The following is a 25,375-nucleotide window of genomic DNA, read 5'->3' on the forward strand; positions in this document are numbered from 1 at the left end:
CGCACCCCTGAAAGGGTCACCCCTTGTGCAGGAACTCCTCCAGGGCCTCCACCACGAAACGGTGGTCCGCCAGTTGGGGAAGGCCCGAGACCGTGACCGCGCCGATCACGCCTACGCCCAGGACGTTGATCGGGAAGGAGCCTCCGTGGGCCGCGTACTCGTCCGGGTCCAGGCGGGACGAGTCCTCGAAGGTGCTGCCCTTGGCGCGGAAGCGGGCGCCGACCAGGTAGGAGGCGGAGCCGAAGCGCTCGACCACGCGGCGCTTGCGGGCGATCCAGGCGTCGTTGTCCGGGGTTGAGCCGGGCAGGGCCGCATGGAAGAGCTGCTGGCCCGCGCGGTGGATGTCGATCGCGACCGGGGCCTGGCGCTCGCGGGCCATCTCCACGAGCAGGGAACCCAGCGCCCAGGCGTCCTCGTGGGTGAACTGGCTGAAGACCAGGTGCCGTTCCTGCGCCTCCAGTTCCTCCAGGGGAGGGGTGAGTTCAGGGTGGAACTTCGGGGTGATCTCCTGGTTGTGGGTCACAGCGCCACCGCCACTCCGTCGCGGGCCGAACGGCGGGCCGCCTCGAGTACGTCGAGGGCGGCGGCCGCGTCGAGAGCGGTCACCGGGTTGGGACCGTCGTCGTTGAGGGCCCTGGTCACGGCCGCATAGTAGGCCGGATAGTCGCCGGGAAGGGTGGGTTCGGGGCGGCCTTCTCCGGTCGCCGGGGATTCTCCCCCAGTGGGGGGACCCCCAGAGCCGATGCGGCCCCACAGGGACTCGGGCTCCGTGCCCCAGTCGGGGGTCGTGCCCGGGCGCTCGCCCTCCCGCAGCGCCGCCTCCTGGGGATCGAGGCCGTACTTGACGTAACCCGCCCGCGAGCCCAGCACCCGGAAACGCGGGCCGAGTTGGGCGGCCGTCGCGGAGACGTACAGATGGGAGCGCACGCCGTTGGCGTGGGTGAGGGCGATGAACGTGTCGTCGTCCGTCTCGGCACCCGGGCGGCGGATGTCCGACTCGGCGTAGACCTGTGCCGCCGGGCCGAAGAGGACCAGGGCCTGGTCGACGACATGGCTGCCGAGGTCGTAGAGCAGACCTCCGATCTCTGCGGGGTCGCCGGACTCGCGCCAGCCGCCCTTCGGCTGTGGACGCCAGCGCTCGAAGCGGGACTCGAAGCGCCACACCTCGCCCAACTCGCCCTCGGCCAGCAGCTTGCGCAGGGTCAGGAAGTCGTTGTCCCAGCGGCGGTTGTGGTAGACGGAGAGGAGGAGGCCGCGGTCCTCGGCGAGGGCGGCCAGCTCGCGTGCCTCGGCCGCCGTGCCCGCGACGGGCTTGTCGACGACCACCGGGAGGCCGGCCTTCAGGGCGGTGGTCGCCAGCGGGACATGCGTCCTGTTCGGGGACGCGATGACGATCAGGTCCAGCTCGGCGGCGCGGTCGAAGAGCTCGTCGGGGGTGGTCGCGATCCGTACGTCCGGGAACTCGGCGCGGGCCTGTCGCTGCCGCTCCGGGTTGGAGGTGACCACCGTGTCGAGGACGAGGCCCTCGGTCGCGGTGATCAGCGGGGCGTGGAAGACGGAGCCCGCGAGGCCGTAGCCGACGAGGCCCACGCGCAGAGGGGTACGAGTCATGCCTCCACTTTCACAACGCTGTTGCCAAAGTGCAAGCGTGAGGGAGAATGGAGGCGTGGACAGGACGAACGCAGGGGCGGAAGCGGGGACCGGGCGCACGGGGCTGACCGGGGCCGCCGGCGTCAATCTGCCGGTGCTGCGCAGCCACAACACGGCGCTCGTGCTCGATCTCCTGCGCACGGCCGGGGCGGAGGGCATCAGCCGGCTGGAACTCGCCGAGCGCACCGGGCTGACCCCGCAGGCCGTCAGCAAGATCACCGCCCGGCTGCGGGACGAGGGGCTCGCGACGGAGGCGGGCCGCAGGGCCTCGACGGGAGGTAAGCCCCCCACGGTGCTGCGGCTGGTGCCCGAGGCGGGCCACGCCGTCGGGCTGCACCTGGACCGCGACGAACTGCGGGCGGTCATGGTCGACCTCACGGGGACCGTGGTGGGGGAGCGGCGCACCTCGCTGGACCTGGGGGCGGGGGCCGAGGCCGTCGTCGACGCGGTGGCGGAGGAGGCGGGCGCGCTGATGGTGGGGGCCTCGGGCGCCGGTTCCGTCCTCGGCGTCGGTATCGCACTCCCCGGTCCGCTGGACCACAACCGTGGAGTCCTGCACCGCGTGACGGGGTTTCCCGAATGGGACGGCTTCCCCCTGCGGGACGCGCTCGCGCGGCGGCTCGGGGGGCCGGTCGTCGTCGACAAGGACACCAACGCCGCCGCGCTGGGACTCGCCGTCAGCGGCGAGAGCGGGTCCTTCGCCTATCTGCATCTCGCTACGGGGCTCGGCGCCGGGCTGGTCATCGGCGGCGCCGTGCACCGGGGCGCCCGTACGGGGGCCGGGGAGTTCGGGCACCAGGTGGTCCAACTGGACGGACCGCCGTGCGGCTGCGGCGGCCGCGGCTGTGTCGAGGCGCTGTGCCTGGCGGCGGTGGCACACGGCGCGCTCGACGAGGCGGCGCACGTGCTCGGCACCGCGGCCGGCAACCTCGTCGCCCTGCTCGACATCGACCTCGTACTCCTCGGCGGCCGCACGATCACGGCCGCCCCGGACACCTTCCTGCGAGGGGTACGCACCGTCCTCACCGAACGTGCCGAGCGCCTGGGCGAGGACCCGGTACCGGTTCGGCTCGCCTCCGGCGGGGTGGCCGAGGGCGCGGCACAGCTGGTACTGGCACGACTCTTCAGCCCGTCCCGCGCCTGAGTTTTCAGCCCGACCGGCGTTCGAGCCTTGAGCCTGTCCGGCGTTCGGGTCTTCAGCCCGTCCGGCGTTCGAGGACGAGGCCGTCCAGGCCGAAAGCGGGGGTCTGGGGGCGCAGCCCCAGGGACGGGACGCGAAGGGAAGGGGCAGAGGGGGCGAGACACGCGTGTGCGCTGAACGAGCGGACTTGACGCGCCGTACGGAGCGGCACCACTGCCCGGCCGCCGGCATCCGGCAGGGTCACGTGTCCATGCGACCCTGCACGCCCGTCTCCCTCTGCCTGGCGGCAGCCGCCCTGCTCCCCGCGGCGCCCCCGGCGCACGCGGCCCCCGGCCTCGGGGCCTGCGCCGCCCCCGACGACCGCCGCTTCCCCCTCACCACCCGTATCCACGGTGGCCCCGACTCCTATGAGGCGGGCGGCGGATACGGCGTCTGGTACCTGGACCTCACCAACACCACCACCCGGACCTGCGCGGACATCCACCCGGTCGTCGTGCTCGTCGACAGCCGGCACGCGCTGACGCCCGCGCAGCCCCGACTGGAGTTCTACGACGGCACCCGCCCGCAACCGCACCCCGTCCACTTCGAGACCACCGACGAGGACGAGCTGGTCGGCGCCTTCGACGACGGTTTCCCCGGCTTCACCGTAGGCCCGCGAAAGACCGTCACCGTGAAGGTCCGCCTCACGCTCACCTCGGAAGCCGCACCCAACGAGGTCACCGCCGACGCCGCCGTCGTCCAGCGGCGGGGCGACGACGGCGACTGGGTCGGGCAGTCCAACGACTACGTCTTCCGCATCCACAACGACGCGAGCCCCACCCCGGGCCCCACCGGCACGGGAACCGGCACCACCCCGCCCAGCCGAGCCCCCCGCCTCCCCTTCGCCGACGAACTCGCCCGCACCGGACTCGGTACTCCGGGCGCGGCCCTCGCCGCCGCCGCGGTCCTCGTCACCGGCGGCGCGCTGCTGCTCGCCCGAAGGCAGCGCAGGCGCCGCTGAGACGCCCATTCCCCAAGATCCGGCCAGTGTCTACTCTGGGGGCGCACGCAGCACCGCGTACATGCGTACGGCAGGAGATCCCGCACATGGCAGACCGCAGGCCCATCGAGTCGTGGCTCACCGACATGGACGGTGTGCTCATCCACGAGGGCGTACCGATCCCCGGCGCCGACGACTTCCTCAAGAAGCTGCGCGAGTCCGGCAAGCCCTTCCTGGTCCTCACCAACAACTCGATCTACACCCCGCGCGACCTGCACGCCCGGCTGCGCCGCATGGGCCTGGACGTGCCGGTCGAGTCCATCTGGACCTCGGCGCTGGCCACCGCCCAGTTCCTGGACGACCAGCGGCCGAGCGGCTCGGCCTACGTCATCGGCGAGGCGGGGCTCACCACCGCGCTGCACGACATCGGCTACATCCTCACCGACCACGAGCCGGACTACGTCGTTCTCGGCGAGACCCGCACGTACTCCTTCGAGGCCATGACCAAGGCCGTACGGCTGATCAACGGCGGCGCCCGCTTCATCTGCACCAACCCCGACGAGACCGGCCCCTCCACCGAGGGCCCGCTGCCCGCCACCGGCGCGGTCGCCGCACTCATCACCAAGGCGACGGGCAAGAAGCCGTACTTCGCGGGCAAGCCCAACCCGCTCATGATGCGGACCGGTCTCAACGCCATCGGGGCGCACTCCGAGACCAGCGCCATGATCGGCGACCGCATGGACACCGACGTACTGGCCGGCATGGAGGCCGGAATGCAGACGTTCCTGGTGCTCACGGGGCTGACCAGGCCCGAGCAGGTCGAGGACTTCCCGTACCGGCCGTCCAAGGTCGTCGACTCGATCGCGGATCTCGTCGACCGGATCTGAAACCCGTGTGACCCGTTCGGAGCAATGTGGCCCCGCTGAGGATGCGGCGCCCGGGTCCGAGGGGGAGTCTCCAGATATCTGGAGGTTTCACGATGGGTTCACTACGTCTCACTCTCTGTACGGGGGTCCTGGCGGTCTGCGCCCTCACCCCACCGGTGTACGCGGCCGGCGAGGGCGGAGCAGGCATCTCGGTGAGCCCCTCGTCCCCCGCCCCCGGCGCGGACGTCACGCTCCGGGTGACCGGCTGCTCCGCGAAGACGGCGAGCGCCGCGTCCAGGGCGTTCGTCGCGGACGTACGACTCGCGACCGCCGACGGCGGCCTCGCAGGGGGCACCCGGGTCCGCGCCTCGGCCGAGCCCGGCTCCTACGACGTGAAGGTCGCCTGCGCGGGCTCCATGATCACGAGCAAGATCACCGTCGTATCCCAGTCCCAGTCGCCGCCGACGTCCCAATCGGGGCGGCAGTCCCAGTCGCAGCCGGTCTCGCACGTTCCCGCGTCCCCCGTCGCTCCCGTCCACGCGGGCGGCGGTGGTACCGCGCACTTCGCCACCGTGGATGTCCGCGAGGCCGGGCCCGGAACGGGGCAGGCGGTCACCGGGCTGGTGCTCGTGGGCGCCGCCGCGGCCGCCGTCGCGGTCCTGAGCGCGCGCCGGAGCCGTGGAACGGACTGAACCCATGTCCGACGACGAGCGCTCCTCCGGCCCCGGGCGCCTCCTGATGGGCCTGACCTGGGTGGTGCTGCTGCTCGGCCTGTGGCTGTGGGCGCGGCAGGTGACCGACGTCCGGCAGGGCATACCGGTGACCGTCACCGGTGACATGGCCGCGGCCGGGCGGCTGCCGGATGCGGAACTCCCGCCCGCGGCCCGCCCGTTGGGGGACGCACTGCCGCAGCGCATCGACATTCCCGCCCTGGGCGTCGAAGCGCCCGTGGTGCCCCGCGGCCTGGACCGGCAGGGGGCGATCGACCCGCCGCCGTTCGACCGGCCGGGCGTCGTGGGCTGGTACGCGGCCGGGGCCAGACCGGGCGCCGCCGGGGCCGCGCTGATGGTGGGACACCTCGACACCGAGAACCGCCCCGCCGTCTTCTACAAGCTGAGCACCGTACGGCCCGGCCAGACCGTCCGCGTCGTCCGCGACGACCGCAGGGTCGCCGAGTTCACCGTCGACGACGTCCAGGTCCAGGACCGCGACCACTTCGACGCCCGGCAGGCCTACGGCCGGCACCGGCCGGGGCGCGCCGAGCTGCGGCTGATCACCTGCGGGGGCACCTTCGACCGGGGCAGCGGCAGCTACACGGCGAACGTGATCGTCTCGGCGTATCTCACGGGGACCGGTCGCTGAACCCCCTCACCGGGGCCCGCCCGCACCTGGCCCGGCCGACGGCCTGCTCCCCCCGAAGCCGCCGACCGGGCTGGTCCTCAACCGCGCGCGCACGGGCTGCGGGAGTAACCCGGCGACAGGCGCGGGAGGTTCAGGAGGCCACAGCGGCAAGGACCGGCCGGGGGCTGGGGCCGTCTGAGAAGACTCTGGATCTGAGAAGACTCTAGAACGGATGAGCGCCAGAGCCTAGAGTCCGAAGGACGGCAGGTTCCGTTGCGGTGGCTCTCCGTCACAACCGCTGGTGACCGAAGTCCATTGAGGGGTCCAGGAGGGCCCGTCGGACCGGTCCGGCGCTTCCCCGCGCAGCTCGTCGTCGTCCGCCACCCGCTCGATCGCCGCCTGCGCGACCCGGTTCAGCGGCAGTCGGCGCCGGCGTGCGTACTGCCTCAGGGCCGCGAACGCCTGATCGGCGTCGATGTTCCACCGCTCGGCGAGCATCCCCTTCGCCTGCTCGATACGGATCCGGCTGGAGAGCGCCTCCCGCAACTGGTCGGTCAGCGTGCGGTACCGCGTGTACGCGCGGTGGTTCCGCAGCCCCACGGCGGCGGCGCCGGCGAGGAGCTGCGCCACCGGCAGCCCCGACTGACCGCCCGCCGCGGAGCCGTCAGGGGAGGAGCCGTCGGGCGGGGCCGGCAGGAACACGTTGAGAGCACGGAGCGGTGTTCCGCCCCGGCGCAGCGGGACCGCGAGGTCCCCGCGATGCCGTGCCCGAGGGCCCGTTCGGTGAAGTCGGGCCGGCGGACGTCCGCGTGGGCCGCCCGGATGGAGACCGGCGGGACCGGCCTCCGGGAGTCATGGCTCTCCAGGCAGGGACCGCCGCCGTGCGGGCCGCGAGCGGGTCGAGCGCCAGCGCCTCCTGTCGGCTGCTGCCGCTCAGCGACACCGCATGGCCGCCGTCGATGAGCATGATCCCGGCCGCCCGCGCGGCCGGCAGCTCCACACAGTGGCCGGCCACTCGTCGCAGATGGTCCGTGGCCTCGAAGCTCTCGGCGAGGGTGTCCACCACCTCCACCACCTCCACCACCTCCACCAGCACCGTCGCCGGCCGGAGTTCCCGCGTGGTGTCGTACATGACCGCGCACCCCGCTTCCCCCCTGCCGCCCTCCTTTGTTGAAGCGCGCGCCCACCCCAGCCGTGGTGCTGTAACAGCTCGCCGACAAGGTTCGGGCGACCTCGTGGCGAGGCGGGCCGTATGTCAGGATTGAGACTCCGACCAGTGCACCCAAGGGGGAGTTGGATGTACGGCATGAGGGGGGCCGGAATGAGGGCTTCCGCGGCGGCGCTGGGGGCGGCGCTGCTGGTCGCGGGATGCTCCTCCGGAGGCGGCGACGACAAGAACGCCGGCGCGAGGATCACCCAACAGCCCAAGGACAGCGACCCGTTCTGGGTCAACCCGGACGGCAACGCGGCACGTCAGGTGGCCGCCTACGCCAAGTCCGGCCAGGACTCCGACGCCGAGCGGATCCGCAAGATCGCCGAGCAGCCCACCGGCGAGTGGATCGGCCCGGAGAACCCCGAGCAGGAGGCCCAGGGCTTCACCGAGGCCGCCGACAAGGCCGGCCGCACGGCCCTCCTGGTCCTCTACAACATCCCGCATCGCGACTGTGGCCAGTACTCCCAGGGCGGTGCGGCCGACGGCAACGCCTACCGCGCCTGGATCGACGGCGTGGCCACGGGTATCGGGGACCGCGCGACGATGGTGATCCTCGAACCGGACGCCGTACTGCACCTGGTGGACGGCTGCACCCAGGCCCAGTTCCAGGAGGAGCGCTACAGCCTCCTCAACTACGCCGTCACCAAGCTCAAGTCCCTGAAGAACACCAAGGTCTACCTCGACGCGGGCAACGCCGGCTGGGGCCACCCCGACCAGATCTTCCAGCCCCTCCAGCGCGCGGGCGTGGCCCAGGCCGACGGCTTCTCGGTCAACGTCTCCAACTTCTACTCCACCGACGACTCCATCGCGTACGGCAAGCAGCTCTCCGCGAAGGTGGACAACAAACACTTCGTCATCGACACCAGCCGCAACGGCAACGGCCCCTACACGGAAGGCAGGCCGGACGAGAACTGGTGCAACCCGCCCGGCCGAAAACTGGGCGAGACTCCGACGACGAAAACGGCGGATCCCCTGGTGGACGCATACCTGTGGGTCAAACGCCCGGGCGAGTCGGACGGCACCTGCAAGGGCGGCCCAAAGGCAGGCGAATGGTGGCCGACCTACGCTTTGAGCCTGGCGGCGGGGTCAGGTAGTTAGGGGCGCGGGGAACTGCGCGACAAGCCACAGTGCTCCCGCACCCAACCAACCAGCCCGCGGGAGCGCTACGGCACCTTCACCCACTGCGCCTTACTCGGCGTCCCCTGATCGTCATCGACAAACAGCATGTACCAGCCGGACGTCACCAGATTCCGGTTCTCCGGCACAGTAACCGTGATCTTGTCGCCGGAGACCTTGTAGTCCAAAGCAATGGACCGCTGATCGACATCAGTCACATGCGTCGACGCGCTTGGCCGAATCAACCGCACCTTCTTGATCGCCGAAGCCTGCGGAGACGTGAACGTCCCCGACCCGCCCCGAGCGATGGTCTGCGGCCCCCCGGACAACGACGGCCGCGAATCCCGGTAAAGATAGGGCGGGGTGTAGATCTCGATCCGCTGCTCGAACTTCCCCGGCTTCGTGTTCGCCTTGTCCCCGTACAACGAGTCCGACCCGAAGAACATCACCCGGCCGTCCGGCAGCAGAATCGACCCCGAGTGGTAGTTCCGCCCCACCTCGGGATCCGCGACCCTCTTGAACGTGTTGGTGTCCGGGTGGTAGATCCGGGCCTGCAGGATGTTGGAGTCGCTGCGCCCGCGATAGTCCTCCGACCCGCCGGACACCAGCACCGTGTCGTCGGGCAGCACCGAGGACTGCGGATACCGGGTCCCCTTCTCCAACGTCGGCCCGTCCACGAACTTCGGGTTGTTGTCCTTCAGGTCGATCAGCCGCGTCTTGTTGCTGGACAGCTTGGACTCGCCGACCCCGCCACCCCCGATCACCATGAACTTCTCGTTCTGTGCCGGAGGCAGCAGCACCGTGCCGGACGTCTCCATCTCGCCCGCGTCACTCAGCCCGGGCAGCTTGCTGAACTTGTTCGTGTCGACGTCCCAAACACCCGGATCGCGGCCCACGTTGTCCGGCCCGTACCCCGCATTCGACCCCGAGTAGAAGATCTTGCCGTTCTGCATCAGGAACAGTGCCGGGTACGTCGGGAACTGCCGGATCGTCGACGTGTACGTCCACTTCCTGGTCTTCGGGTCGAAGATCTCGTTCTTGCCCGGCACCAGCTGACCGATGTCGTCGAGACCGGACACGCTGAGGACCTTGCCGTCGCTCAGTGTCGTCAGCGTCGGATACCAGCGGGCCTCGTTCATCGGGTCGACCTTGATGTACTTCTCGGCGACCGGGTCGAACTCGAAGGCGTCCCGGATCCCCTGGAAGTCCTTCTTGTCGAGGGCGAGCTTCTGCGCGATGCCGTAGGTGTTGCGTGCGTCGGTGCCGGTCAGGCCCTGGATCCGGTAGTTGTCCTGAGTACCGGTCTCGTACTTCGTCCCGCTCTGCTTCGCCTCGACGTAAATACGCCCCAGACCGGGGTCGTTGCGCAGGAACCTGCCGGTCTTCGGGTCGAAGACCTTCTTCGCGCGCGGCACGAGCACCGGGTCCTTCGAGACGAAGGTCTTGCCGTTCTCCTTGCCCGTGAACCTCGTCCCCGCGGGCAGGGTCATCGGCTTGTCCGGGTTCTCGTTGTGCACCACCATCAGGCCGCCGGCCTTGGTGACGTCACCCTTCAGCTTCTCGTACCGCTTCGTCCCGCCCGCGATCAGCAGATTGCCGTTCGCCAACTGGGTGTGGCCGGTGCAGAACAGGTCCTTCGGCGTCGGGATCTTCTTGATCGTGCCCTTGACCGGGTCCCAGATCCGGGTGTCGAACTTCTTCGCGTTGAAGTTGTCCTGGTTGTTGCCCGAGCCCGCGATCAGCAGCACCTTGCCGGTGCGCAGCAGCGCCGCGTGAATGGTGTCCTGGCGGTATTCCGGGGGGAACTCGATGATGTCCCAGTGCCCGTTGTCCGCCTTGTACTCAGGTCTGTTGATCTTGTACTGGTGGTATTTCTCGGTGCCGACGCGGTAGAGCCACGGCCCGTTCATCCCGGCCAGCGCGAGTACCACCGCCGTGCCGATCGCGAGTCGACGGGCGCGGCGGCGGCCTGCACGGTCGTTCATTCCTTACGTCCCCCAAATCCACCGAGAGCGATCTGCATCGTCTGGTCGCTGCCTGCGCCCGGGCCCCCGCCGGAGGCGGCCCAGGTGGGCTTCTGCCCCGAGCCGTGCGGTGAGTGCGGCGCCTGCTGCCCGGGCAGCGGCTTCGGCTGGTACGCCGCAGCGGGCGCCGCCGAGTCCTGCGGCTCCTCGTACACCGGCGCGGGCGGCTGCTTCTTCGCCTGCCTGAGGCCGTACCGCCACGCGAAGATCGGCGACGCGGTGATCAGCAGGGCGAACGTGGCCCAGATGATCATCGCCGGGTGCGAGTGCCCGAGTGCGAAGCCGGCGGCGATCGAGCCGCCGAAGACCAGGATGAAGAACAGGTGGATCCGGAAGGTCCCGAACAGCGTGTCCGGGCTGGCCGAGTCGCCCTTGGGCGTCACCACGAACTTGCTCTTGCGGCGCAGCACGGTGTCCATCAGGGAGCGTGCGTAGATCGGCGCCGACAGGGCCGACATCACCATGCCCGCCACACCGCCGGAGCCCTCCGGCTCGTGCGGGGAGACGTTGTGCCGCCGGTTCCAGACGTACAGGCCGATCTGCAGCGCGGACGCGTTGCCGTACAGCATCAGCCAGACCGTCGGGTCGATGTTCACACCCGAGGCGCCCAGGCCCAGGAACAGCGCACAACTCAGCGCCGCCAGGATCCAGTTGAGGGCCGACATCGGGTAGAAGATGATCATCATCGTGTAGTTGAAGAGCTTGCCCGGAGGCAGTGAGAACCAGCCCTTCCAGTACTGCTTCAGGATCGTCTCGTACGTGCCCCGGGACCAGCGCAGTTGCTGCGTGAAGAAGTCCGTCCAGGCGCCCGGTCCCTCGCCCACCGCGAGCACGTCCGGCGTGTAGACCGACCGCCACTTCTTGCCCGTGGCCGGGTTCCGGTGCCGGTGGATCTCGAAGCCGGTGGCCATGTCCTCGGTGATCGAGTCGTACAGGCCGCCGATCTGCTGGAGCGCCTTGATGCGTACGGCGTTCGACGTACCGACGAACATCGGGGCGCCGTAGCGGTTTCCGGCCCGCTGGATGAGGGCGTGGAAGAGGAACTGCTGGGATTCCGCCGCCTTGGTGATGGGGTTGTCGTAGTTGCCGTACACCTGCGGGCCGATGACGAAGCCGACGTCCGGGTCGCGGAAGAAGCCGAGCATCCGCTCCAGGTAGTTGGGCAGTGGCACGTGGTCGGTGTCCACGGAGGCGAAGAAGTCGTAGTCGTCGCCGTGCGCCTGGAGCCAGGCGTTGTAGTTGCCGTGCTTGGTCTTCGCGCGGTGCGGGCCCTTCTTCTGGTTCCACGCCTCGACTCCCTTGCGGGAGAAGTGGTGCACGCCGAGGCGCTCGCAGACCGCCTTCACCTCGGCGTCGTCGCCCTCGTCAAGGAGCCAGATGTGCAGCAGCCCCCGGTGCCGCAGCCGCACGGCCGCCTCCAGGGTCTTCGTCACCATCTCCAGGGGTTCCTTGCCGGGCACGTACGTCGTGATGAACGCGACTCTCGTGCCGGTCTCCGGCACCACCGGGATGGGGTCGCGGGCGACCAGCGTGGCGTGCGCGTTGGACAGCACGTTCATGCAGCGGAAGAACTCGATCAGACCGATCGAGACGAGCATCACGACGTCCAGCGCCGGCAGGAGGCTGAAGGCGGGGTACTCGCGTTCGGTCCAGTGCTCCGGCTGCAGCAGCCAGCCGAGCAGGATCAGCGAGAGCAGCGGCGCCGCGCCCAGCATGAGGGCGGCGCGCAGCCGGTGCGGCTCCTGCGAGAGCAGCGAGCGGTACTGCACCTTGTAGGGCTTGTTCGGGTCGGGCTGGGTGAGGGGGCCGGCCAGCCGGCTGTAGTGCTCGTAGTCGTATCTCGGCAGTGTCTTCTTGATGCGGCGGAACTGGCCCGTCTGGCTGTTCCGGTGCGAAGGCATCCTTAGCTGGGTGGTTTCTGACGGATCGAAGTTTTGCCGGGCGCCCGTCGGCGTCGACGTCATGAGTCATCCCCCCACACGCAGGTCAGCCGCGTGTTGTGTTGGTTCCTTCCGCCCGCGGTCGAGTCCCCCTCGACTCCCCTCGGACGTATCAGTGACCGGCCGCAGTCACCACACTTTCCACACCCACAGACATGGAACCGCGACCTTCCGGTTGCATGATGCCCCCCTCGGCATCTGCCCGTGAACGGGGCCCCCTATCCCCACGAACCCGGCAACCGCTTACTAGACCCCCAACTGCCGCGTATCCGCAGCATCTTGGAAAACAGGGTTCTACGGCGTTCATCATGATCGCAAGATGCGAAACGCGGTGTTTACCGGTCATACGCGTTCATTGTGGCGCGCGTGGGGGTCCTGTGGACCAGTTGTGGACAGCCGGGCGCGGATGTTGCCGAAGTGCTCTCTTATCGCCTCCTCCGCCCGGACCGAGTCGCCCGACCGCACCGCGTCGAGGATGTCCCGGTGCCGTCTGCAGGTCACCGTGGGGTCCTGCGGCGCACCGCCCAGATCCGTCTGTACGCGGTGGAAGGCGTCCCAGAACGCCTCCAGGACCTCGCCGAGCAGCACGTTGGCCAGCCCCCGCCACAGGGTGGCGTGAAAGGCGCGGTCGGTGTCCGCGAGGCCGGCGCCCCCTTGCGCGGCCTGTTGTTCCATGCGGTTCACCAGGACGTCGAGTTCGACGAGGTCCGGCTCCGGGATCCGTCCCGCGCGCCGGGAGACGAGCCCCGTCTCCACCGCCTCGCGCAGCTCCAGCAGCTGGAGCAGGGAGTCCTCTCCCCGGTAGTGCCCGGCGACCGTGCGGAAGGCGAGGCCCTCGGTCATCGGGGCCAGTGACATCGGGCCGACATACGTCCCGAAGCCGTGCCGGATCTCCACGATGCCCATCGCCTGCAGTGCCTTCAGCGCTTCGCGCACCGAGTTCCGGCTCGCCCCGAGGAACTCCATCAACTCGGGCTCGGTCGGCAGCGGGGCCCCGGAGGGCAGCCTGCGGTCGATGATCAGCTTCTTGATCCGCTCCTGGAGGTCGCGCGCTGCCATGGCGAGAACGTAGTGCTCCGCTGGGTGAGCGGGACTGGGCCGTCGGGCGTGTGCGGGTGCGTCGTGGCTGGTCGCGCCCACGCGGCGGAGCCGCACATTGACAGAGCCCCGCGCCCCTTGCGGAGCTACCGAACCGCACCAGACTCTGCGCGCCCCGGCATGCGAAAGGCCCCCGCTTCCGCGGAGGGCCTCTGCTGTCTGCGCCGCCGGGGGCTCGAACCCCGGACCCGCTGATGCTGCATCTGCCGGGGGCTGATCCCCGGACCCCCAGCCGCCGCTGCGGCGCCGAGGGGGCGGGATCCGGCCCCGGTGGGGGCCCGTCCGCATGGCGAAGGCCCCCCGCTTCCGCGGAGGGCCTCTGCTGTCTGTGCGCCGCCAGGGACTCGAACCCCGGACCCGCTGATTAAGAGTCAGCTGCTCTAACCAACTGAGCTAGCGGCGCCTGCTGACGTCGTAACTCTACCCGACGGTCGGGAGTGCTCCGCACCACCCGCCCCCGGAGGCCCCCCGGTCACGGGTGGCCCTTGTACATCATTCGGACCGTCAACATGCGCGTCGGGAAGACCGTTGGGAAACTGATCACCGTGGACAGGCCCGGTCATTTTCATCTGGAGTGTGAGGGGAATCGCATGGCGGCACCGGTATTCGAGGAATTCGATCCGGCGAACGACTGCGACTGCCCGGGATGTGCGCACTGGCGGAGTGTTCTGCCGTATTCACGGGCCGGACGTCATCCGGCGGCCCGCCGGGCCGTGATCGTGGCGGCCGCAGCGTCCGCGGCCCTCGGCGCGGGACACGTGGCACCCGCGCTCGCCGCCCCGCACGTACCCCCCGGCCCAGGTGTTTCCGCAGGCAGCGAGGTCGCCACCCCGCAGGGCCACCGGGCTCCGCTGCACGGCCGGGGCGGTCCGCCCCTTGAGCCCGCGAGTGCGGTCAAGCTGCCCGAGACCACCCGCGCGGAGATCATCACCCGGGCCAGGACATGGGTTGACGCGAAGGTGCCGTACAGCATGGAGGCCTACTGGTACGACGGTTACCGACAGGACTGTTCGGGCTATGTCTCGATGGCCTGGGGGCTGCCCGGAAACGAATGGACGGGCAGCCTGAAGCGCTTCGGGGAGCGCGTCGCCAAGGAGGAACTGCAGCCTGGCGACATTCTGCTGTTCCACAATCCGCAGAACCCGGAGAGAGGCTCGCACGTCGTCATTTTCGGCGGCTGGAAGGACAGCACGCGCACCTCGTACCTCGCCTACGAGCAGCGGCCCCCGCAGACCCGCCGGAAGGACACCCCGTACGCCTACTGGCACCAGTCGGACCGCTACGTCCCCTACCGCTACAAGGGGCTCAAGGAGGACGCGGCGGGTCCGGACAAGCCGAAGCCTCCGGCTGCCGCGACGACGCCGTACCCGGGAGCGGCGTATTTCGGCCCGGGCGCGAACAACAAGTACGTGACCCAGCTCGGGCAGATGCTCGTCACGCGCGGTGCCGGGCGGTACTACACGATGGGCCCCGGCCCGCGCTGGTCGGACGCGGACCGCCGGGCCACCGGGGCCTTCCAGCTGGCCCAGGGCTGGAAGGGCGCGGAATCGGGCGGGCTGCCCGGGCCGCTGACCTGGGACCTGCTGGTTTCGGGCAAGGGCAAGGACATCGCTGGTGTCGAGGACTCGGATCCGCAGGTGCCTTCGTCCCACGGGGTGCAGGGCTATCCGGGACGGGCGATGTTCCGCCCCGGCGCCTCCAACCCCTATGTCACCCAGCTGGGAGAGCAGCTGGTGAAGAAGGGGTTCGACAAGTACTACACGACCGATCCGGGGCCGGACTGGGACGAGGAGGACCGGCGCAACGTCGAGGACTTCCAGCGCTCCCAGGGCTGGCGGGGCGGCGCGGCGGACGGCGTCCCGGGCCCGGAGACCTGGCGGCGGCTCTTCTCCTGAGCCCTTCCGGCAGTGCTGGCTTTTTCTGGTTACGAGCAGTTCGAGCGGTTTGGTTCGACCCACCCGTTGTGACGCATCTGGCGCGGAGGCTGGAGGCACGCATGAGTACGACCACTTCACAGACGCCCGAGTCCGAAGGACCGGGCAGACCCGGCCGCCTCATCCAGAACGAGGCGACCACCGAGATCCCCGTCCATCTGCTGTTCCGCGACGAACAGGACCCGGTGTCCGTACCCCTCAGGCCGACGGTGGTCGGCCGCCGGCAGGGGACGGGCGAACAGCCGAGGTTCCGGCGCCCCACGCCGGCGAAGCCACGGCCCGCGCCCGAGGTCGACCCCCAACTGGGCGAGCGGCCCGCCAGGGTGCTGCCCGCGACGGTGGGCGTGCTCGCGGGGGCCTGCGGGGCGGCCGGCTGCGTGGCGACCTCGTGGTGGGCCGGCGTCCTGCCGTCCCTCGCGGTGGCGGCGCTGCGGCTGCCGGCGGACCCGGGGGCCGGGCTCGGCCCCGCGCAGTGGGGGGCCTACGCGGGCGCGGCGGCGCTGGGCTTCTTCGGATTCGGCGGACTCGCGCGCGGCCGGACCGGACGGGCCTGGGTGCTGGGGCTGTACGGCCGCTACCGGGGGACCGTCCGGCGCACCGGCCTGATGTGGGTCAACCCGCTGCTGCTGCGCCGCCGGGTCGACGTACGGCTGCGGCACTGGCGCAGTGAGGAGATGCCCGCGGCCGACGGCAACGGTGTCGCGCTGCGCGTGGTGGTGCTGGTGGTGTGGCGGGTGCGCGACACGGCACGGGCGGTGCTGGGCATCGAGGACCACGAGACCTATCTGCGCGAGTGCGTGGAGGCGGCCCTCGCCCGGGTCGCGGTGGAGGCACCCGGCGCGGCGAGGGGTTCCATCGAGGCGGTCGGGGAGGTGCTCACCCGGCTGACGGCGGCGGACGCGGCGCCGGTCGGACTGGAGGTGTTCTCGGTGCAGCCGGTCCGGGTCGAGTACGCCCCAGAGGTCGCCGCCGCGATGCAGCGCCGCCGTATCGCGGCCATGGATGCGGAGCAGCGGGCGAGTGTGCTCACCTCGGTCGTCGACTCGGTGGAGGACACCGTGACCCGGCTGACCGTGCGGGGCCTGGTGGAACTGGACGACTACGAACGCAAGGCGCTGGTCAAGGACCTGACGGTGGCGTTCTGTGCGGGGCGCGGCGAACCGGGCCCGTGATGGGCATGGACACGTCTTATATATGGACACAGCCAAGGCACGGCAATAATCTGAGACTTGGTCTAGACCTGCACGCCTCATGGAACCTCCCCACGTTCTTCAGGAGCTGCAGCATGCGCAAGAAGGCCAAGTGGTACGCCGCCGCGCTCGGACTCACCACGGCAGGAGCCTTCGTGCTCTCCGCCGGAGGCGCGAGCGGCCACGGCTACACCGACCTGCCGGTCAGCAGGCAGAAGCTCTGCCAGAACGGCACCGTGACCAACTGCGGTGAGATCCAGTACGAGCCGCAGAGCGTCGAGGGCCCCAAGGGCTTCCCCGCCGCCGGACCGGCCGACGGTGCCATCTGCTCCGGCGGCAACTCCCGCTTCTCCCAGCTCGACAGTCCGAGGACCCCGTCGGGCGGGGCCTGGCCCACCACCAGGGTGACGGGCGGGCAGAGTTACACGTTCCGCTGGCAGTTCACCGCCATGCACGCCACCACCGACTTCAAGTACTACGTCACCAGGCAGGGCTGGAACCAGAACCACGACCTGGCCCGCTCCGACCTCAACACGACACCGTTCCTGACCGTCCCCTACAACGGGCAGCGTCCCCCGGCCACCCTCTCCCACAGCGGCACCCTGCCGTCCGGGCTGAGCGGCCACCACGTGATCGTCGCCGTATGGACGATCGCGGACACGGGCAACGCCTTCTATGCCTGCTCGGACGTCACGTTCTGATCCCGAACGCGGCCGTACGGGGTTCCTCGATCTCTGAGCCTTTCTTGAGCGAATTCCGCCCTACCCGCGGGTACGTTCCGGGTACGCCGACCGAACGGGGGCGGCGTACCCAGACCGGGGGACCCCATGGACGTGCTCTTCTACCTCGTGCCCAGCCTGATCCTGGCTGTGGTCCTCTTCGGCGCGTACAGCGTGGTGCGCCGCTCGCTGCAGATGAACAGCGCCTGGAACAGCGGGCTGACGGCGGAGGGGCGCTGTCTGCGGATGTTCACGACGACCCACGGCGGCAGTGGCGACTCGTCCGTGCACACCACGATGCACCACGTCTACGAGTTCACCGCCCGCGACGGCCGCGTCGTCCGCTTCGAGGAGAAGGACGGCCCGGCGACGGTGCTGGAGGGCGACTTCGTCACCGTCTACTACAGGGAGGGCAGTGAGGTCGTCGCCACGGCAAAGGCGCCGCGGCGGGCCGGGCTGGCGGCGTCCACCATCGCCGTCCTGGCGTTCCTCGGGGTGATAGCCGTGTTCTGCGTCGGCTTCATGGTCACGTACCACCAGATGTCCGAGAGCTTCGGCTTCGGCCTCGGCGAGAGCACCGACGACACGACCAACACCGTCGTCGACGGCGTGACGATGACCCCGTGACCCTCCACATCTGACGGTCCATCAACTACCGTGCGCGGCCATGGAGTCCAACAGGCGCACGGTCGCGGAACTCGTAGCCGAGCGGTGGGGGGACCACCGTCCCGGCCTGTGGTTCGAGGGACGCGCGCTCACCCACCACGAGGTGGCCGCGGGCGCCGCCGCCCGGGCGGCCCTGCTGGCCGACCTGCTGCCGGCCGGCGCCGAGCCCCATGTGGGGGTGCTGCTCGACAACACCCCTGAATACCCCCTGTGGTTGGGTGCCGCGGCGCTGGCGGGAGCGGCGCTCGCCGGGATCAACCCAACCCGCCGGGGCCCGGAGCTGGCCCGCGACATCCTGCACACCGAATGCCGCATGGTCATCACCGAGCGCACCCATCTCCCCCTCCTTGCCGACCTCGAACTCCCCGGCGTACGCCTCCTGTTGACCGACAGCGAGGAGTACGGGGACTTGCTCGCGTCGTATACGGGCGCCGCACCGGACGCCTCCCGGGCGGCCCCCGACGAACGCCTGCTCCTCTACTTCACGTCGGGCTCGACCGGCGCTCCGAAGGCCGCGATCTGCACCCAGGGGCGACTGGCCGCCGCGGGCGCGTCCCTCGTCGGCCAGTTCGGGGTGCGGCGCGACGACGTGCACTACGTCTGCATGCCGATGTTCCACGGCAACGCGGTGATCGCCGACTGGGCGCCCGCGCTGGCGGCCGGCGCGGGCGTGGCGCTGCGGCGGCGGTTCTCGGCGTCGGGGTTCCTGGCGGACGTACGGCAGTACGGGGCGACGTACTTCACGTATGTGGGGCGGGCCGTGCAGTACGTCCTGGCCACCGAGGAGCGTGAGGACGACCGGGACAATCCCCTCCGGCTCGGCTTCGGCACGGAGGCGGGCGCGGTGGACGCGGCGGCCTTCGAGCGGCGGTTCGGGGTGCGGCTGGTGGAGGGGTACGGGTCGTCGGAGGGCGGGGCGGCCGTGCAGTGGTCGCCGGGAACGCCGTCCGGAGCGGTCGGGCGGGCGGCGCCCGGGCTCGTCGTGCTCGATCCGGAGTCGCGCAAGGAATGTCCGCGCGCCGTGTTCGACGCGGCCGGGCGGCTGGTCAACGGGGACGAGGCCATAGGGGAGCTGGTGAACCAGGGGCCGAACCCCTTCGAGGGGTACTGGCGCAATCCCGCGGCGGAGGCCGAGCGGCGGCACGACGGCTGGTACTGGACCGGCGACCTCTTCTACCGCGACTTTGACGGCTACCTCTACTTCGCCGGCCGCACCGACGACCGCCTCCGCGTCGACAGCGAGAACCTGGCCGCCGCGATGATCGAGAACATCCTCGCCCGGTACGGGGGTGCCGAGGCGGTCGCTGTGTACGCCGTGCCGGACCCGGTGACCGGGGACCAGGTGATGGCGACGCTCGCGGGGAACTTCGATCCGGCGGCCTTCGCCGACTTCCTCGCCGCCCAGCCCGACCTCGGGACGAAGATGGCGCCCCGGTTCGTGCGGGTCGTGCGCCGGATGCCGGTCACGGCCACGAACAAGATCCACCGGGCGCAGCTCAGACGGCAGGGGTTCCGGTGCGCCGACCCCGTGTGGTGGCGGCCGCCCGGCGACCAGACATCCCCGTACCGAAGGCTGACCAGGGAAGACATCGAGGCGCTTCTCGCTGCCACGAGAAACCCTTCAGAGGCCCACCGCCGGGGACCCACCCCCCGGCCCCGCTGATTGCGCACTCCCGGGGATCGTGACATCAGCGGCTTCGCCACCGGCCCCCGGACCGCCGGCCGTCCGTGCAGGAGCCGGGAGGGACCTGCCTCAAAGGTGAAGGCCCCCCGCGTTTGCGAGGGGCCTTCACCGTTTGTGCGCCGCCAGGGACTCGAACCCCGGACCCGCTGATTAAGAGTCAGCTGCTCTAACCAACTGAGCTAGCGGCGCATGACTCCCGCCGACCGCGCTTCGTACGTTTCCGTGTCTCGCGGGCGGCGACGAAGAAAATAGTACCTGGTCCGGAGGGGTGCTCCGGACCACCTTCCGATTCGTCCGGAGCGCCCTAGATCGCCAGGGACAGCAGTACCGGCGCCGCGTTCCGGTTCAGGGTGTCCGCAGCTTGGCGGAGACGGTGGGCGTCCTCGACGGGGAGGGAGAGGGCCAGGCAGCCGACCGCGGAGCCGGCGCTGATCGGGACGGCCGCGCAGACCGTGCCGACCGCGTACTCCTGGAGGTCCAGGTGGGGCACGGTGGGCGGCTGGGACTCCAGACGGGAGAGCAGGAGCCGGTCGCTGGTGATCGTGCGCGAGGTGAGGCGGGCCAGCTTGTGGCGGGAGAGATGGTCGCGCCGGCTGTTGTGGTCGAGCTGGCCGAGGAGGCTCTTGCCGACCGCGGTGGCGTGCGCCGAGTAGCGGAAGTCGACCCACTCGTTGACCGCGGGGGTGGTCGGGCCGTCGGCGTACTGGGCGATCCTGATCTCGCCATCGACGTACCGGCTCAGGTACACGGCCGCTCCCACCGAGTCGCGCAGCCGGTCCAGGGTGCGCTGGAGCTTGTCGCGCAGTGCCTCTTCACGGCCCTGGGCGGAGCCGAGGCGGGTGAGGGCGTCGCCCGTGACATAGGCCCCGTCGGTGATCTGCTCGACGTAGCCCTCGCGGCGCAGCATCCTCAGGAGCGTGGTCAGACGCTCCGGGGTGAGGCCGGTGAGCCTGGCGAGCTCGGTGTCGGTGACTCCGGTGGTGTGCCGTGCCACGGTCTCCAGGACGCGCAGGGCGTCCTGGGCCGAGTGGTACGGCGCGGTCGGCTCGTGCTTCAGCGCCACGGTGGTCCCCCTGCACTCGCTCTACAACTGGGCCGTATTGCGGACAGCGAATCTCTTCCACGATAACGGTCAAGCGGCTTGTTGTGAGCGGTTGTTGACGAGATTCAGACCCCGGCGCACGGCTCTCAGCAGGGGCGCAGACACTCTGGCATATGCCGATGTCATGCCCCGGGGCCCGGACCTCGGGGATTGAACTGCGTTCAACTCCCGACGCGGCGGCGTCGCGGCGAGAAATTTCCGGGCCCGGGGCGAGACGTCTACCTGCTGTGGGAGCTTCTGCCCGGGCAGATCAGATCGTGGTGAAGGTTGGCGACGACCGCTGCCTCGAGCCGGGTGCGCAGTCCCAGCTTCTCGATGATGTGCGCGACATGGGCCTTGACCGTCCGCTCCGCGATGCCCAACTGGCGGGCGAGGAGGCGGTTGGGCAGTCCGCCCCCGAGGAGGACCAGGACCTGTCGCTCACGGTCCGTCAGCTCGTCCACCGCCGGTTCGGTCTCGACCGGCTGGAATGCGAGCCGACAGGGGCAGTGTGGATCTCCGGGCTCGTGCGGTGTGTTGTGGCAGTTGTATTGCTCGGCATTCTTGGTCAGCACGCTGATGGTTACCTTCCCCGTTTTACTTCACCTTCGCCCAACACTCTAGGGCAGTGCCTTCGCGTCCGCGATCCATTGGCGAGATCCACAGGGATAAGGGATAGGGGTGCGGGGGGCGATGCGAGGTCGAATTACGGAGAGGGGAGGGGTGCGGGAGGGGCGGGATATTTGCGGTCGGCGCGCGAGGGCCGCGGAATGCCTGCAATGCGATACGGCCCGCCTCGGCAGGCGGGCCGTATCGGCGAGGGGGCGGGGGTGGCGGCTCAGGCCTTGACACAGACCTTCGCCTCGCTGCGCACCGGGTTCGTCTCGTCGAGGGGGGAGTTGACGTAGGCGAAGGCGCAGATGTTCTGCTTGCCCCGGGGGTTCGTCTCCTTCACGGCCGTGGTGTACACCTTCTTGGCGGTGCCGCGCGCGGTGGTGTGCTTGATGTGGTTGTTGTTGATGCTGATGCCGACGACCACCACCTGGGACATCCGCACCTTGCACTCGCCCGAGGCCGCGCCGTTGGCGGTCCCGCCGGCGCTGACCGCCACGTAGACGCGGCACTTGTAGCGGGCCGGGCCGGTCGCGACCCACTTGCCGTACTTGTCCTTCCCGACCACGGCGGTCGCACCGGAGTGCGCGGTGCCGGCGGACGGTGCGGCGGTGGCGGCGGGGCTCGCCGCTCCCAGCAGGGCGAGGGACGCGGCGGCGGCCAGGCCTGCGGCTGCGACGCGGCCCACGGAAGTGCGGCGAGCGGTGGTCAATGCCATGGGGGATACCTCCAGGTAGCCGGAACCGGTGACGTGGTTGAAATTCTTCAACGCCGTTTCACCGGTCGCCATTGGGACTTGGGGAGGTGTCCAGAAGGGCAATGCCCTTATGGGCAGTCGCGTGCTGGGAAAATGTGTGAAGGGAAAGTCATTCACCCTTCACGCGACCGCCTCGGGCCGGTTACAGGACCGCGCTCAGGAATTGTCGGGTGCGCTCGTGGTCGGGCTCGGAGAATATTTTCTCCGGCGAACCGGACTCGATTACCCGGCCCGCGTCGAACATGAGGACATCGTCGGAAATATCCCGCGCGAAGTTCATCTCATGGGTGACGCAGAGCATCGTGATGTCCGTCGAGTGCGCGATGTCGCGCAACACGTCCAGCACGCCGGCCACCAGCTCGGGGTCGAGCGCGGAGGTGACCTCGTCGAGCAGCAGTACCTGGGGCCGCATGGCGAGGGCGCGGGCGATGGCGACACGCTGCTGCTGGCCGCCGGACAGCTGGGTCGGGTACTTGTCCGCGTGCTCGGTCAGGTCGACCAGGTCCAGCAGTTCCCGGGCCCGTTCCTCGGCCTCGTCCCTGGACAGGCCGAGGACATGCATCGGGGCCTCGGTGATGTTCCGCATGACCTTCATGTTGGGGAACAGGTTGAACTGCTGGAACACCATGCCGATGTGCTTGCGCACCTCACGGACGTGCTTCTCGCCGGCCGGGACGAGGCTGCCGCCCCGGTCCTCGTGCGTGAGGTACTCGCCGCCGACCTTGATGGTGCCCTCATCGGGCTTGATCAGGGTCATCAGCAGCCGCAGGATCGTGGTCTTGCCCGATCCGGACGGGCCGATCAGCGTGACGTGCTTGCCGGAGGAGACGGTGAAGTCCAGGGAGTCCAGGACGGTGTTGCCGCCGAAGCGCTTGGTGACCTTGTCGAAGCGGATCAGCTCGCTGCCGTCCACCGCGGGGTTGACCGTTTCTTTCGAGGGGCTGCTGTCAGCGGACAAGACGACGCTCCAGGACTCGCAGGAGAAGGGATGCCGGGTAGGAGATGACGATGAAGGCGATGCCGACGATCGTGATGGGCTCGACGGTGTGGAAGGTCTGGGCGGAGTACTGCCTGGCCTCGCCCAGCATCTCCAGCACGCCGATCACGAAGATCATCGGCGTGTCCTTGAGCATCGCGACGACGTAGTTGCCCAGCGCCGGTACGACCCGCCTGATCGCCTGCGGCAGGATCACCGCGAACCAGGTGCGGGCGCGGGGCAGGCTGAGCGCGGTGGCCGCCTCCCACTGGCCCACGGGTACGCCGTCGATGCCGGCGCGGTACACCTCGGCGGTGTACGTCGAGTAGTGCAGGCCCAGGCCGATCACGCCGGTGGTGAGCGCCGAGAGCGTGAGCCCCCATTCCGGCAGCACGTAGAAGAGGAAGAACAGCTGCACCAGCAGCGGGGTGTTCCGTACGAACTCGGTGACCGCCATCACCGGCCAGCGCACCGCGGCGTGCTCGGAGCGCTGCATCATGGCCCACACCAGGCCGAGGACGAAGGCGAGCACGGCGCCGAGCGCCAGTGCCTCAAGGGTGACCAGCAGACCGTGCCAGAACATCGGCATGAAGTCGCTGACCGCGTTCCAGTCCCACTTCACTGGGCAGCACCTCCGCCGGGAGTCGCGCCGGAGCGCGCGAAGTCGTTCACCTGGCCGCCGTTCATCCGCGCCCGCAGACCCTCGCGCTTCTGCGGGGCCTGGCCGACGCCGGCCTTGGCGTGCCGCTCCACGACGCGCATGCCGCGGGTGAGGACGAACGCCAGCACGAAGTACATGACGAGGATGATCGTGTAGACGGGCGCGCTCTGACCGGTGGCGTTGCGCACCAGTGAGGCGCCGAAGGTGATGTCGCCGACGCCCATGATCGAGACCAGCGCGCTGCCCTTGAGCATCTCGATGAGCAGGTTGTTGAAGGGCGGGACCATCCCCGGCCAGGCCTGCGGCAGGATGATCTTGCGCAGCTGCTGGGCGGGGCTGAAGCTGAGCGCGATGCCCGCCTCCCGCTGGGCCGGCGCCACCGCCTTCACGGCGCCTCGTACGATCTCCGAGCCGTAGGCGCCGTAGCTCAGTCCCAGGGCCAGCACGGCGGCCCACATCGGGACCAGCTGCCAGCCGAAGCCGATCGGCAGCACGAAGAAGATCCAGAACATCAGGATCAACGCGGAGGTGCCGCGGAAGATCTCGAAGTACGCGCCGGAGACGAAACGCACGATCCACAGCCGGTGGGTGCGCGCCAGGCCGATGGCGAAGGCGACCACGGCGGCGAGCGCCGCACTGTAGACGGTGAGCTGGACCGTGATCCATATGCCGTTGAGGAGGAGTTTCCACAAACCCCAGCTGATTTCGCTCATGGCTTGCACTTCTCCTTGGCGGTGATGGTCGTCATCTGGTCCTTCGTGAACCCGAAGGGCCGCATGACGTCCAGGAGTTCGCCGCTCCGCTTCATCTTGTGCAGCTCGCGGTTGTACGCGTCACGGAGATGGGTCTCCGGGCTGCGGAACGCGAAGGCGCCGACGTCGATGACCGGCTTTCCCTTCACATACGGCGTGACTTCCGGTGTGCCCTCCACCTTCCGGGACTTGCTCTGGTTCACGACATTGCGCACGGTGACCGCCGTGCCGACGAAGACATCGACACGGCCCTGCTCGACCGCGAGGAGGCCGGCCAGCTGGTCGGGCAGGGTCGTGATGTGCTTGACCCCGGCCTCCTTGGCGTAGTCGATCTCCGCGTAGCCGAGGCCGGTGGCCATCCTGGCCCCGGTTCTGGCGATGTCCTTGTAGGTGCGGAGGTTCTTCGGATTTCCCTTCGGCACGATGAAGGAATCGAGCATCTGGTATTCGGGGTCGGCGAAGATGACCTGATCGCAGCGTTCCGGAGTGATGTACATGCCGGCCGCGACGCAGTCGAACTGAAGGGAGTTGAGACCGGTGATCAGCGAGCCGAACTCGGTCGCGAACGGCTCTACCCTGCCGACCCCGAGCCGCTTGAAGATGCGCTCGGCGATGGCCGGAGCCTCGCCCGTCATCTTTCCGTCCTTGCCGATGTAGCCGAAGGGCTGTTCGCCCGCCAGGCCCAGCCGGACCACACCTTTCGCCCGGAGCTGTTCCAGCAGATGCCCGCCGTCGCCGGTGTCCGCCGTCGCCACCCTGCTGCATGCGCTGGTCGCGCCCATCGTGCCCACCGCGCCGAGCGCCGCTACCCCCGCGAGCAGCGAGCGGCGCCGGATGCCTGGTGCGTCGCTTCTTTTGTCGCTTACTGAGTTCTTGCCCTGTGGTGGAGCCATGGGCGCGCGTCTACCCAGACCGATTGCACCTATGCCGATCGTTTGTGGCCCCTGATCCAGGTGGGGTGCAGGCCATGAAAGG

24 protein-coding genes and 2 tRNA genes are annotated in these 25,375 nt (G+C 69.7%); 11 read left to right on the forward strand and 15 right to left on the reverse strand.

Going from position 1 to position 25,375, the window contains the following annotated elements:
- Nucleotides 1-16: 16 nt before the first annotated feature.
- Nucleotides 17-523 (reverse strand): heme-degrading domain-containing protein, encoded by a 507-nt coding sequence (locus tag LJ657_RS00085; protein WP_099929141.1) that lies wholly within the window; start codon nucleotides 521-523, stop codon nucleotides 17-19.
- The gene (locus LJ657_RS00090; protein WP_232646005.1) at nucleotides 520-1,611 is read right to left on the reverse strand and encodes a Gfo/Idh/MocA family protein; all 1,092 of its coding nucleotides are present in this window, start codon (nucleotides 1,609-1,611) and stop codon (nucleotides 520-522) included. Before LJ657_RS00090 ends, LJ657_RS00085 begins: the two co-directional genes overlap by 4 nt.
- On the opposite strand from LJ657_RS00090, the gene LJ657_RS00095 reads away from it, so the two are divergent.
- The 5 genes from LJ657_RS00095 (at nucleotide 1,610) to LJ657_RS00115 (ending at nucleotide 5,998) form a co-directional block, all read left to right on the forward strand.
- Entirely contained in the window at nucleotides 1,610-2,794 is a 1,185-nt protein-coding gene (locus tag LJ657_RS00095; RefSeq protein WP_232646006.1) for an ROK family transcriptional regulator, read from the forward strand. The genes LJ657_RS00090 and LJ657_RS00095 overlap by 2 nt on opposite strands.
- A gap of 247 nt (nucleotides 2,795-3,041) precedes the next feature.
- Nucleotides 3,042-3,791: a hypothetical protein gene (locus LJ657_RS00100; protein WP_232646766.1), complete on the forward strand. Its 750-nt coding sequence runs from the start codon at nucleotides 3,042-3,044 to the stop codon at nucleotides 3,789-3,791.
- An 86-nt stretch (nucleotides 3,792-3,877) separates the two neighbouring features.
- Nucleotides 3,878-4,657 (forward strand): HAD-IIA family hydrolase, encoded by a 780-nt coding sequence (locus tag LJ657_RS00105; RefSeq protein WP_232646007.1) that lies wholly within the window; start codon nucleotides 3,878-3,880, stop codon nucleotides 4,655-4,657.
- A gap of 92 nt (nucleotides 4,658-4,749) precedes the next feature.
- A complete protein-coding gene (locus tag LJ657_RS00110; protein ID WP_232646008.1) occupies nucleotides 4,750-5,328 on the forward strand; it encodes a hypothetical protein in 579 nt (192 codons plus the stop codon).
- A gap of 4 nt (nucleotides 5,329-5,332) precedes the next feature.
- Complete coding sequence (locus tag LJ657_RS00115; RefSeq protein WP_232646009.1) at nucleotides 5,333-5,998, forward strand: class F sortase; 666 nt, start codon at nucleotides 5,333-5,335, stop codon at nucleotides 5,996-5,998.
- Nucleotides 5,999-6,223: 225 nt separating this feature from the next.
- On the opposite strand, the gene LJ657_RS00120 is transcribed toward LJ657_RS00115, so the two are convergent.
- Complete coding sequence (locus LJ657_RS00120) at nucleotides 6,224-6,679, reverse strand: ANTAR domain-containing response regulator (protein WP_232646010.1); 456 nt, start codon at nucleotides 6,677-6,679, stop codon at nucleotides 6,224-6,226.
- Between the two features lie 595 nt (nucleotides 6,680-7,274).
- Between LJ657_RS00120 and LJ657_RS00125 the strand changes: the two genes are divergently transcribed.
- Nucleotides 7,275-8,288, forward strand: a complete 1,014-nt coding sequence (locus tag LJ657_RS00125) for a glycoside hydrolase family 6 protein (RefSeq protein ID WP_232646011.1) — start codon at nucleotides 7,275-7,277, stop codon at nucleotides 8,286-8,288.
- Between the two features lie 65 nt (nucleotides 8,289-8,353).
- Here the strand turns inward: LJ657_RS00125 and glxA are convergent, their stop codons facing one another.
- The 4 genes from glxA to LJ657_RS00145 all read right to left on the reverse strand — a co-directional run bounded on the left by glxA (nucleotide 8,354) and on the right by LJ657_RS00145 (nucleotide 13,771).
- The gene (gene glxA / locus LJ657_RS00130) at nucleotides 8,354-10,291 is read right to left on the reverse strand and encodes a radical copper oxidase GlxA (RefSeq protein ID WP_232646012.1); all 1,938 of its coding nucleotides are present in this window, start codon (nucleotides 10,289-10,291) and stop codon (nucleotides 8,354-8,356) included.
- The gene (locus tag LJ657_RS00135) at nucleotides 10,288-12,294 is read right to left on the reverse strand and encodes a glycosyltransferase family 2 protein (RefSeq protein ID WP_232646013.1); all 2,007 of its coding nucleotides are present in this window, start codon (nucleotides 12,292-12,294) and stop codon (nucleotides 10,288-10,290) included. Before LJ657_RS00135 ends, glxA begins: the two co-directional genes overlap by 4 nt.
- Nucleotides 12,295-12,612: 318 nt before the next feature.
- The gene (locus tag LJ657_RS00140; RefSeq protein WP_232646014.1) at nucleotides 12,613-13,329 is read right to left on the reverse strand and encodes a FadR/GntR family transcriptional regulator; all 717 of its coding nucleotides are present in this window, start codon (nucleotides 13,327-13,329) and stop codon (nucleotides 12,613-12,615) included.
- A gap of 368 nt (nucleotides 13,330-13,697) precedes the next feature.
- Nucleotides 13,698-13,771, reverse strand: a tRNA-Lys gene (locus tag LJ657_RS00145).
- 187 nt (nucleotides 13,772-13,958) lie between these two features.
- Here LJ657_RS00145 and LJ657_RS00150 point away from each other — a divergent pair.
- The 5 genes from LJ657_RS00150 (at nucleotide 13,959) to LJ657_RS00170 (ending at nucleotide 19,540) form a co-directional block, all read left to right on the forward strand.
- Nucleotides 13,959-15,263 (forward strand): peptidoglycan-binding protein, encoded by a 1,305-nt coding sequence (locus tag LJ657_RS00150; protein WP_232646015.1) that lies wholly within the window; start codon nucleotides 13,959-13,961, stop codon nucleotides 15,261-15,263.
- A gap of 101 nt (nucleotides 15,264-15,364) precedes the next feature.
- Nucleotides 15,365-16,474 (forward strand): SPFH domain-containing protein, encoded by a 1,110-nt coding sequence (locus tag LJ657_RS00155; protein WP_232646016.1) that lies wholly within the window; start codon nucleotides 15,365-15,367, stop codon nucleotides 16,472-16,474.
- A 113-nt stretch (nucleotides 16,475-16,587) separates the two neighbouring features.
- Nucleotides 16,588-17,193 (forward strand): lytic polysaccharide monooxygenase auxiliary activity family 9 protein, encoded by a 606-nt coding sequence (locus tag LJ657_RS00160; RefSeq protein WP_232646017.1) that lies wholly within the window; start codon nucleotides 16,588-16,590, stop codon nucleotides 17,191-17,193.
- Nucleotides 17,194-17,319: 126 nt separating this feature from the next.
- Nucleotides 17,320-17,838 carry a DUF3592 domain-containing protein gene (locus LJ657_RS00165; protein ID WP_232646018.1) on the forward strand — a complete coding sequence of 173 codons (519 nt, stop codon included), beginning with the start codon at nucleotides 17,320-17,322 and terminating at the stop codon, nucleotides 17,836-17,838.
- Between the two features lie 40 nt (nucleotides 17,839-17,878).
- Nucleotides 17,879-19,540: a long-chain-fatty-acid--CoA ligase gene (locus LJ657_RS00170; protein ID WP_232646019.1), complete on the forward strand. Its 1,662-nt coding sequence runs from the start codon at nucleotides 17,879-17,881 to the stop codon at nucleotides 19,538-19,540.
- 136 nt (nucleotides 19,541-19,676) lie between these two features.
- On the opposite strand, the gene LJ657_RS00175 is transcribed toward LJ657_RS00170, so the two are convergent.
- From LJ657_RS00175 to ehuB, 8 genes are all read right to left on the reverse strand, one after another.
- Nucleotides 19,677-19,750, reverse strand: a tRNA-Lys gene (locus LJ657_RS00175).
- A 115-nt stretch (nucleotides 19,751-19,865) separates the two neighbouring features.
- A complete protein-coding gene (locus LJ657_RS00180; protein WP_232646020.1) occupies nucleotides 19,866-20,624 on the reverse strand; it encodes an IclR family transcriptional regulator in 759 nt (252 codons plus the stop codon).
- A 257-nt stretch (nucleotides 20,625-20,881) separates the two neighbouring features.
- Nucleotides 20,882-21,217 (reverse strand): LuxR C-terminal-related transcriptional regulator, encoded by a 336-nt coding sequence (locus LJ657_RS00185; RefSeq protein ID WP_232646021.1) that lies wholly within the window; start codon nucleotides 21,215-21,217, stop codon nucleotides 20,882-20,884.
- A gap of 263 nt (nucleotides 21,218-21,480) precedes the next feature.
- Entirely contained in the window at nucleotides 21,481-21,972 is a 492-nt protein-coding gene (locus LJ657_RS00190) for a hypothetical protein (protein WP_232646022.1), read from the reverse strand.
- Between the two features lie 181 nt (nucleotides 21,973-22,153).
- Nucleotides 22,154-22,969: an ectoine/hydroxyectoine ABC transporter ATP-binding protein EhuA gene (gene ehuA, locus LJ657_RS00195; RefSeq protein WP_232646023.1), complete on the reverse strand. Its 816-nt coding sequence runs from the start codon at nucleotides 22,967-22,969 to the stop codon at nucleotides 22,154-22,156.
- Entirely contained in the window at nucleotides 22,959-23,609 is a 651-nt protein-coding gene (gene ehuD / locus LJ657_RS00200; protein ID WP_232646024.1) for an ectoine/hydroxyectoine ABC transporter permease subunit EhuD, read from the reverse strand. The genes ehuA and ehuD overlap by 11 nt, the downstream gene beginning before the upstream one ends.
- Nucleotides 23,606-24,361, reverse strand: a complete 756-nt coding sequence (gene ehuC, locus LJ657_RS00205) for an ectoine/hydroxyectoine ABC transporter permease subunit EhuC (RefSeq protein WP_232646025.1) — start codon at nucleotides 24,359-24,361, stop codon at nucleotides 23,606-23,608. The genes ehuD and ehuC overlap by 4 nt, the downstream gene beginning before the upstream one ends.
- Nucleotides 24,358-25,293 (reverse strand): ectoine/hydroxyectoine ABC transporter substrate-binding protein EhuB, encoded by a 936-nt coding sequence (gene ehuB / locus LJ657_RS00210; protein ID WP_372487781.1) that lies wholly within the window; start codon nucleotides 25,291-25,293, stop codon nucleotides 24,358-24,360. The genes ehuC and ehuB overlap by 4 nt, the downstream gene beginning before the upstream one ends.
- Nucleotides 25,294-25,375 lie beyond the last annotated feature (82 nt).

The organism is Streptomyces guryensis (assembly GCF_021261325.1).
Taxonomy (GTDB): Bacteria; Actinomycetota; Actinomycetes; order Streptomycetales; family Streptomycetaceae; genus Streptomyces; species Streptomyces guryensis.

Excerpts from the sequence above, each read along its gene's own strand:
- LJ657_RS00115 (WP_232646009.1), top strand. The coding sequence starts at position 5,333 with ATGTCCGACGACGAGCGCTCCTCCGGCCCCGGGCGCCTCCTGATGGGC.
- LJ657_RS00100 (WP_232646766.1), top strand. The coding sequence starts at position 3,042 with ATGCGACCCTGCACGCCCGTCTCCCTCTGCCTGGCGGCAGCCGCCCTG.
- LJ657_RS00110 (WP_232646008.1), top strand. The coding sequence starts at position 4,750 with ATGGGTTCACTACGTCTCACTCTCTGTACGGGGGTCCTGGCGGTCTGC.
- LJ657_RS00160 (WP_232646017.1), top strand. The coding sequence starts at position 16,588 with ATGCGCAAGAAGGCCAAGTGGTACGCCGCCGCGCTCGGACTCACCACG.
- LJ657_RS00165 (WP_232646018.1), top strand. The coding sequence starts at position 17,320 with ATGGACGTGCTCTTCTACCTCGTGCCCAGCCTGATCCTGGCTGTGGTC.
- LJ657_RS00105 (WP_232646007.1), top strand. The coding sequence starts at position 3,878 with ATGGCAGACCGCAGGCCCATCGAGTCGTGGCTCACCGACATGGACGGT.
- ehuB (WP_372487781.1), bottom strand. The coding sequence starts at position 25,293 with ATGGCTCCACCACAGGGCAAGAACTCAGTAAGCGACAAAAGAAGCGAC.
- LJ657_RS00090 (WP_232646005.1), bottom strand. The coding sequence starts at position 1,611 with ATGACTCGTACCCCTCTGCGCGTGGGCCTCGTCGGCTACGGCCTCGCG.
- ehuC (WP_232646025.1), bottom strand. The coding sequence starts at position 24,361 with ATGAGCGAAATCAGCTGGGGTTTGTGGAAACTCCTCCTCAACGGCATA.
- LJ657_RS00125 (WP_232646011.1), top strand. The coding sequence starts at position 7,275 with ATGTACGGCATGAGGGGGGCCGGAATGAGGGCTTCCGCGGCGGCGCTG.
- LJ657_RS00095 (WP_232646006.1), top strand. The coding sequence starts at position 1,610 with ATGCCTCCACTTTCACAACGCTGTTGCCAAAGTGCAAGCGTGAGGGAG.
- glxA (WP_232646012.1), bottom strand. The coding sequence starts at position 10,291 with ATGAACGACCGTGCAGGCCGCCGCCGCGCCCGTCGACTCGCGATCGGC.
- LJ657_RS00170 (WP_232646019.1), top strand. The coding sequence starts at position 17,879 with ATGGAGTCCAACAGGCGCACGGTCGCGGAACTCGTAGCCGAGCGGTGG.
- LJ657_RS00190 (WP_232646022.1), bottom strand. The coding sequence starts at position 21,972 with ATGGCATTGACCACCGCTCGCCGCACTTCCGTGGGCCGCGTCGCAGCC.
- LJ657_RS00140 (WP_232646014.1), bottom strand. The coding sequence starts at position 13,329 with ATGGCAGCGCGCGACCTCCAGGAGCGGATCAAGAAGCTGATCATCGAC.
- LJ657_RS00150 (WP_232646015.1), top strand. The coding sequence starts at position 13,959 with ATGGCGGCACCGGTATTCGAGGAATTCGATCCGGCGAACGACTGCGAC.
- LJ657_RS00135 (WP_232646013.1), bottom strand. The coding sequence starts at position 12,294 with ATGACGTCGACGCCGACGGGCGCCCGGCAAAACTTCGATCCGTCAGAA.
- LJ657_RS00155 (WP_232646016.1), top strand. The coding sequence starts at position 15,365 with ATGAGTACGACCACTTCACAGACGCCCGAGTCCGAAGGACCGGGCAGA.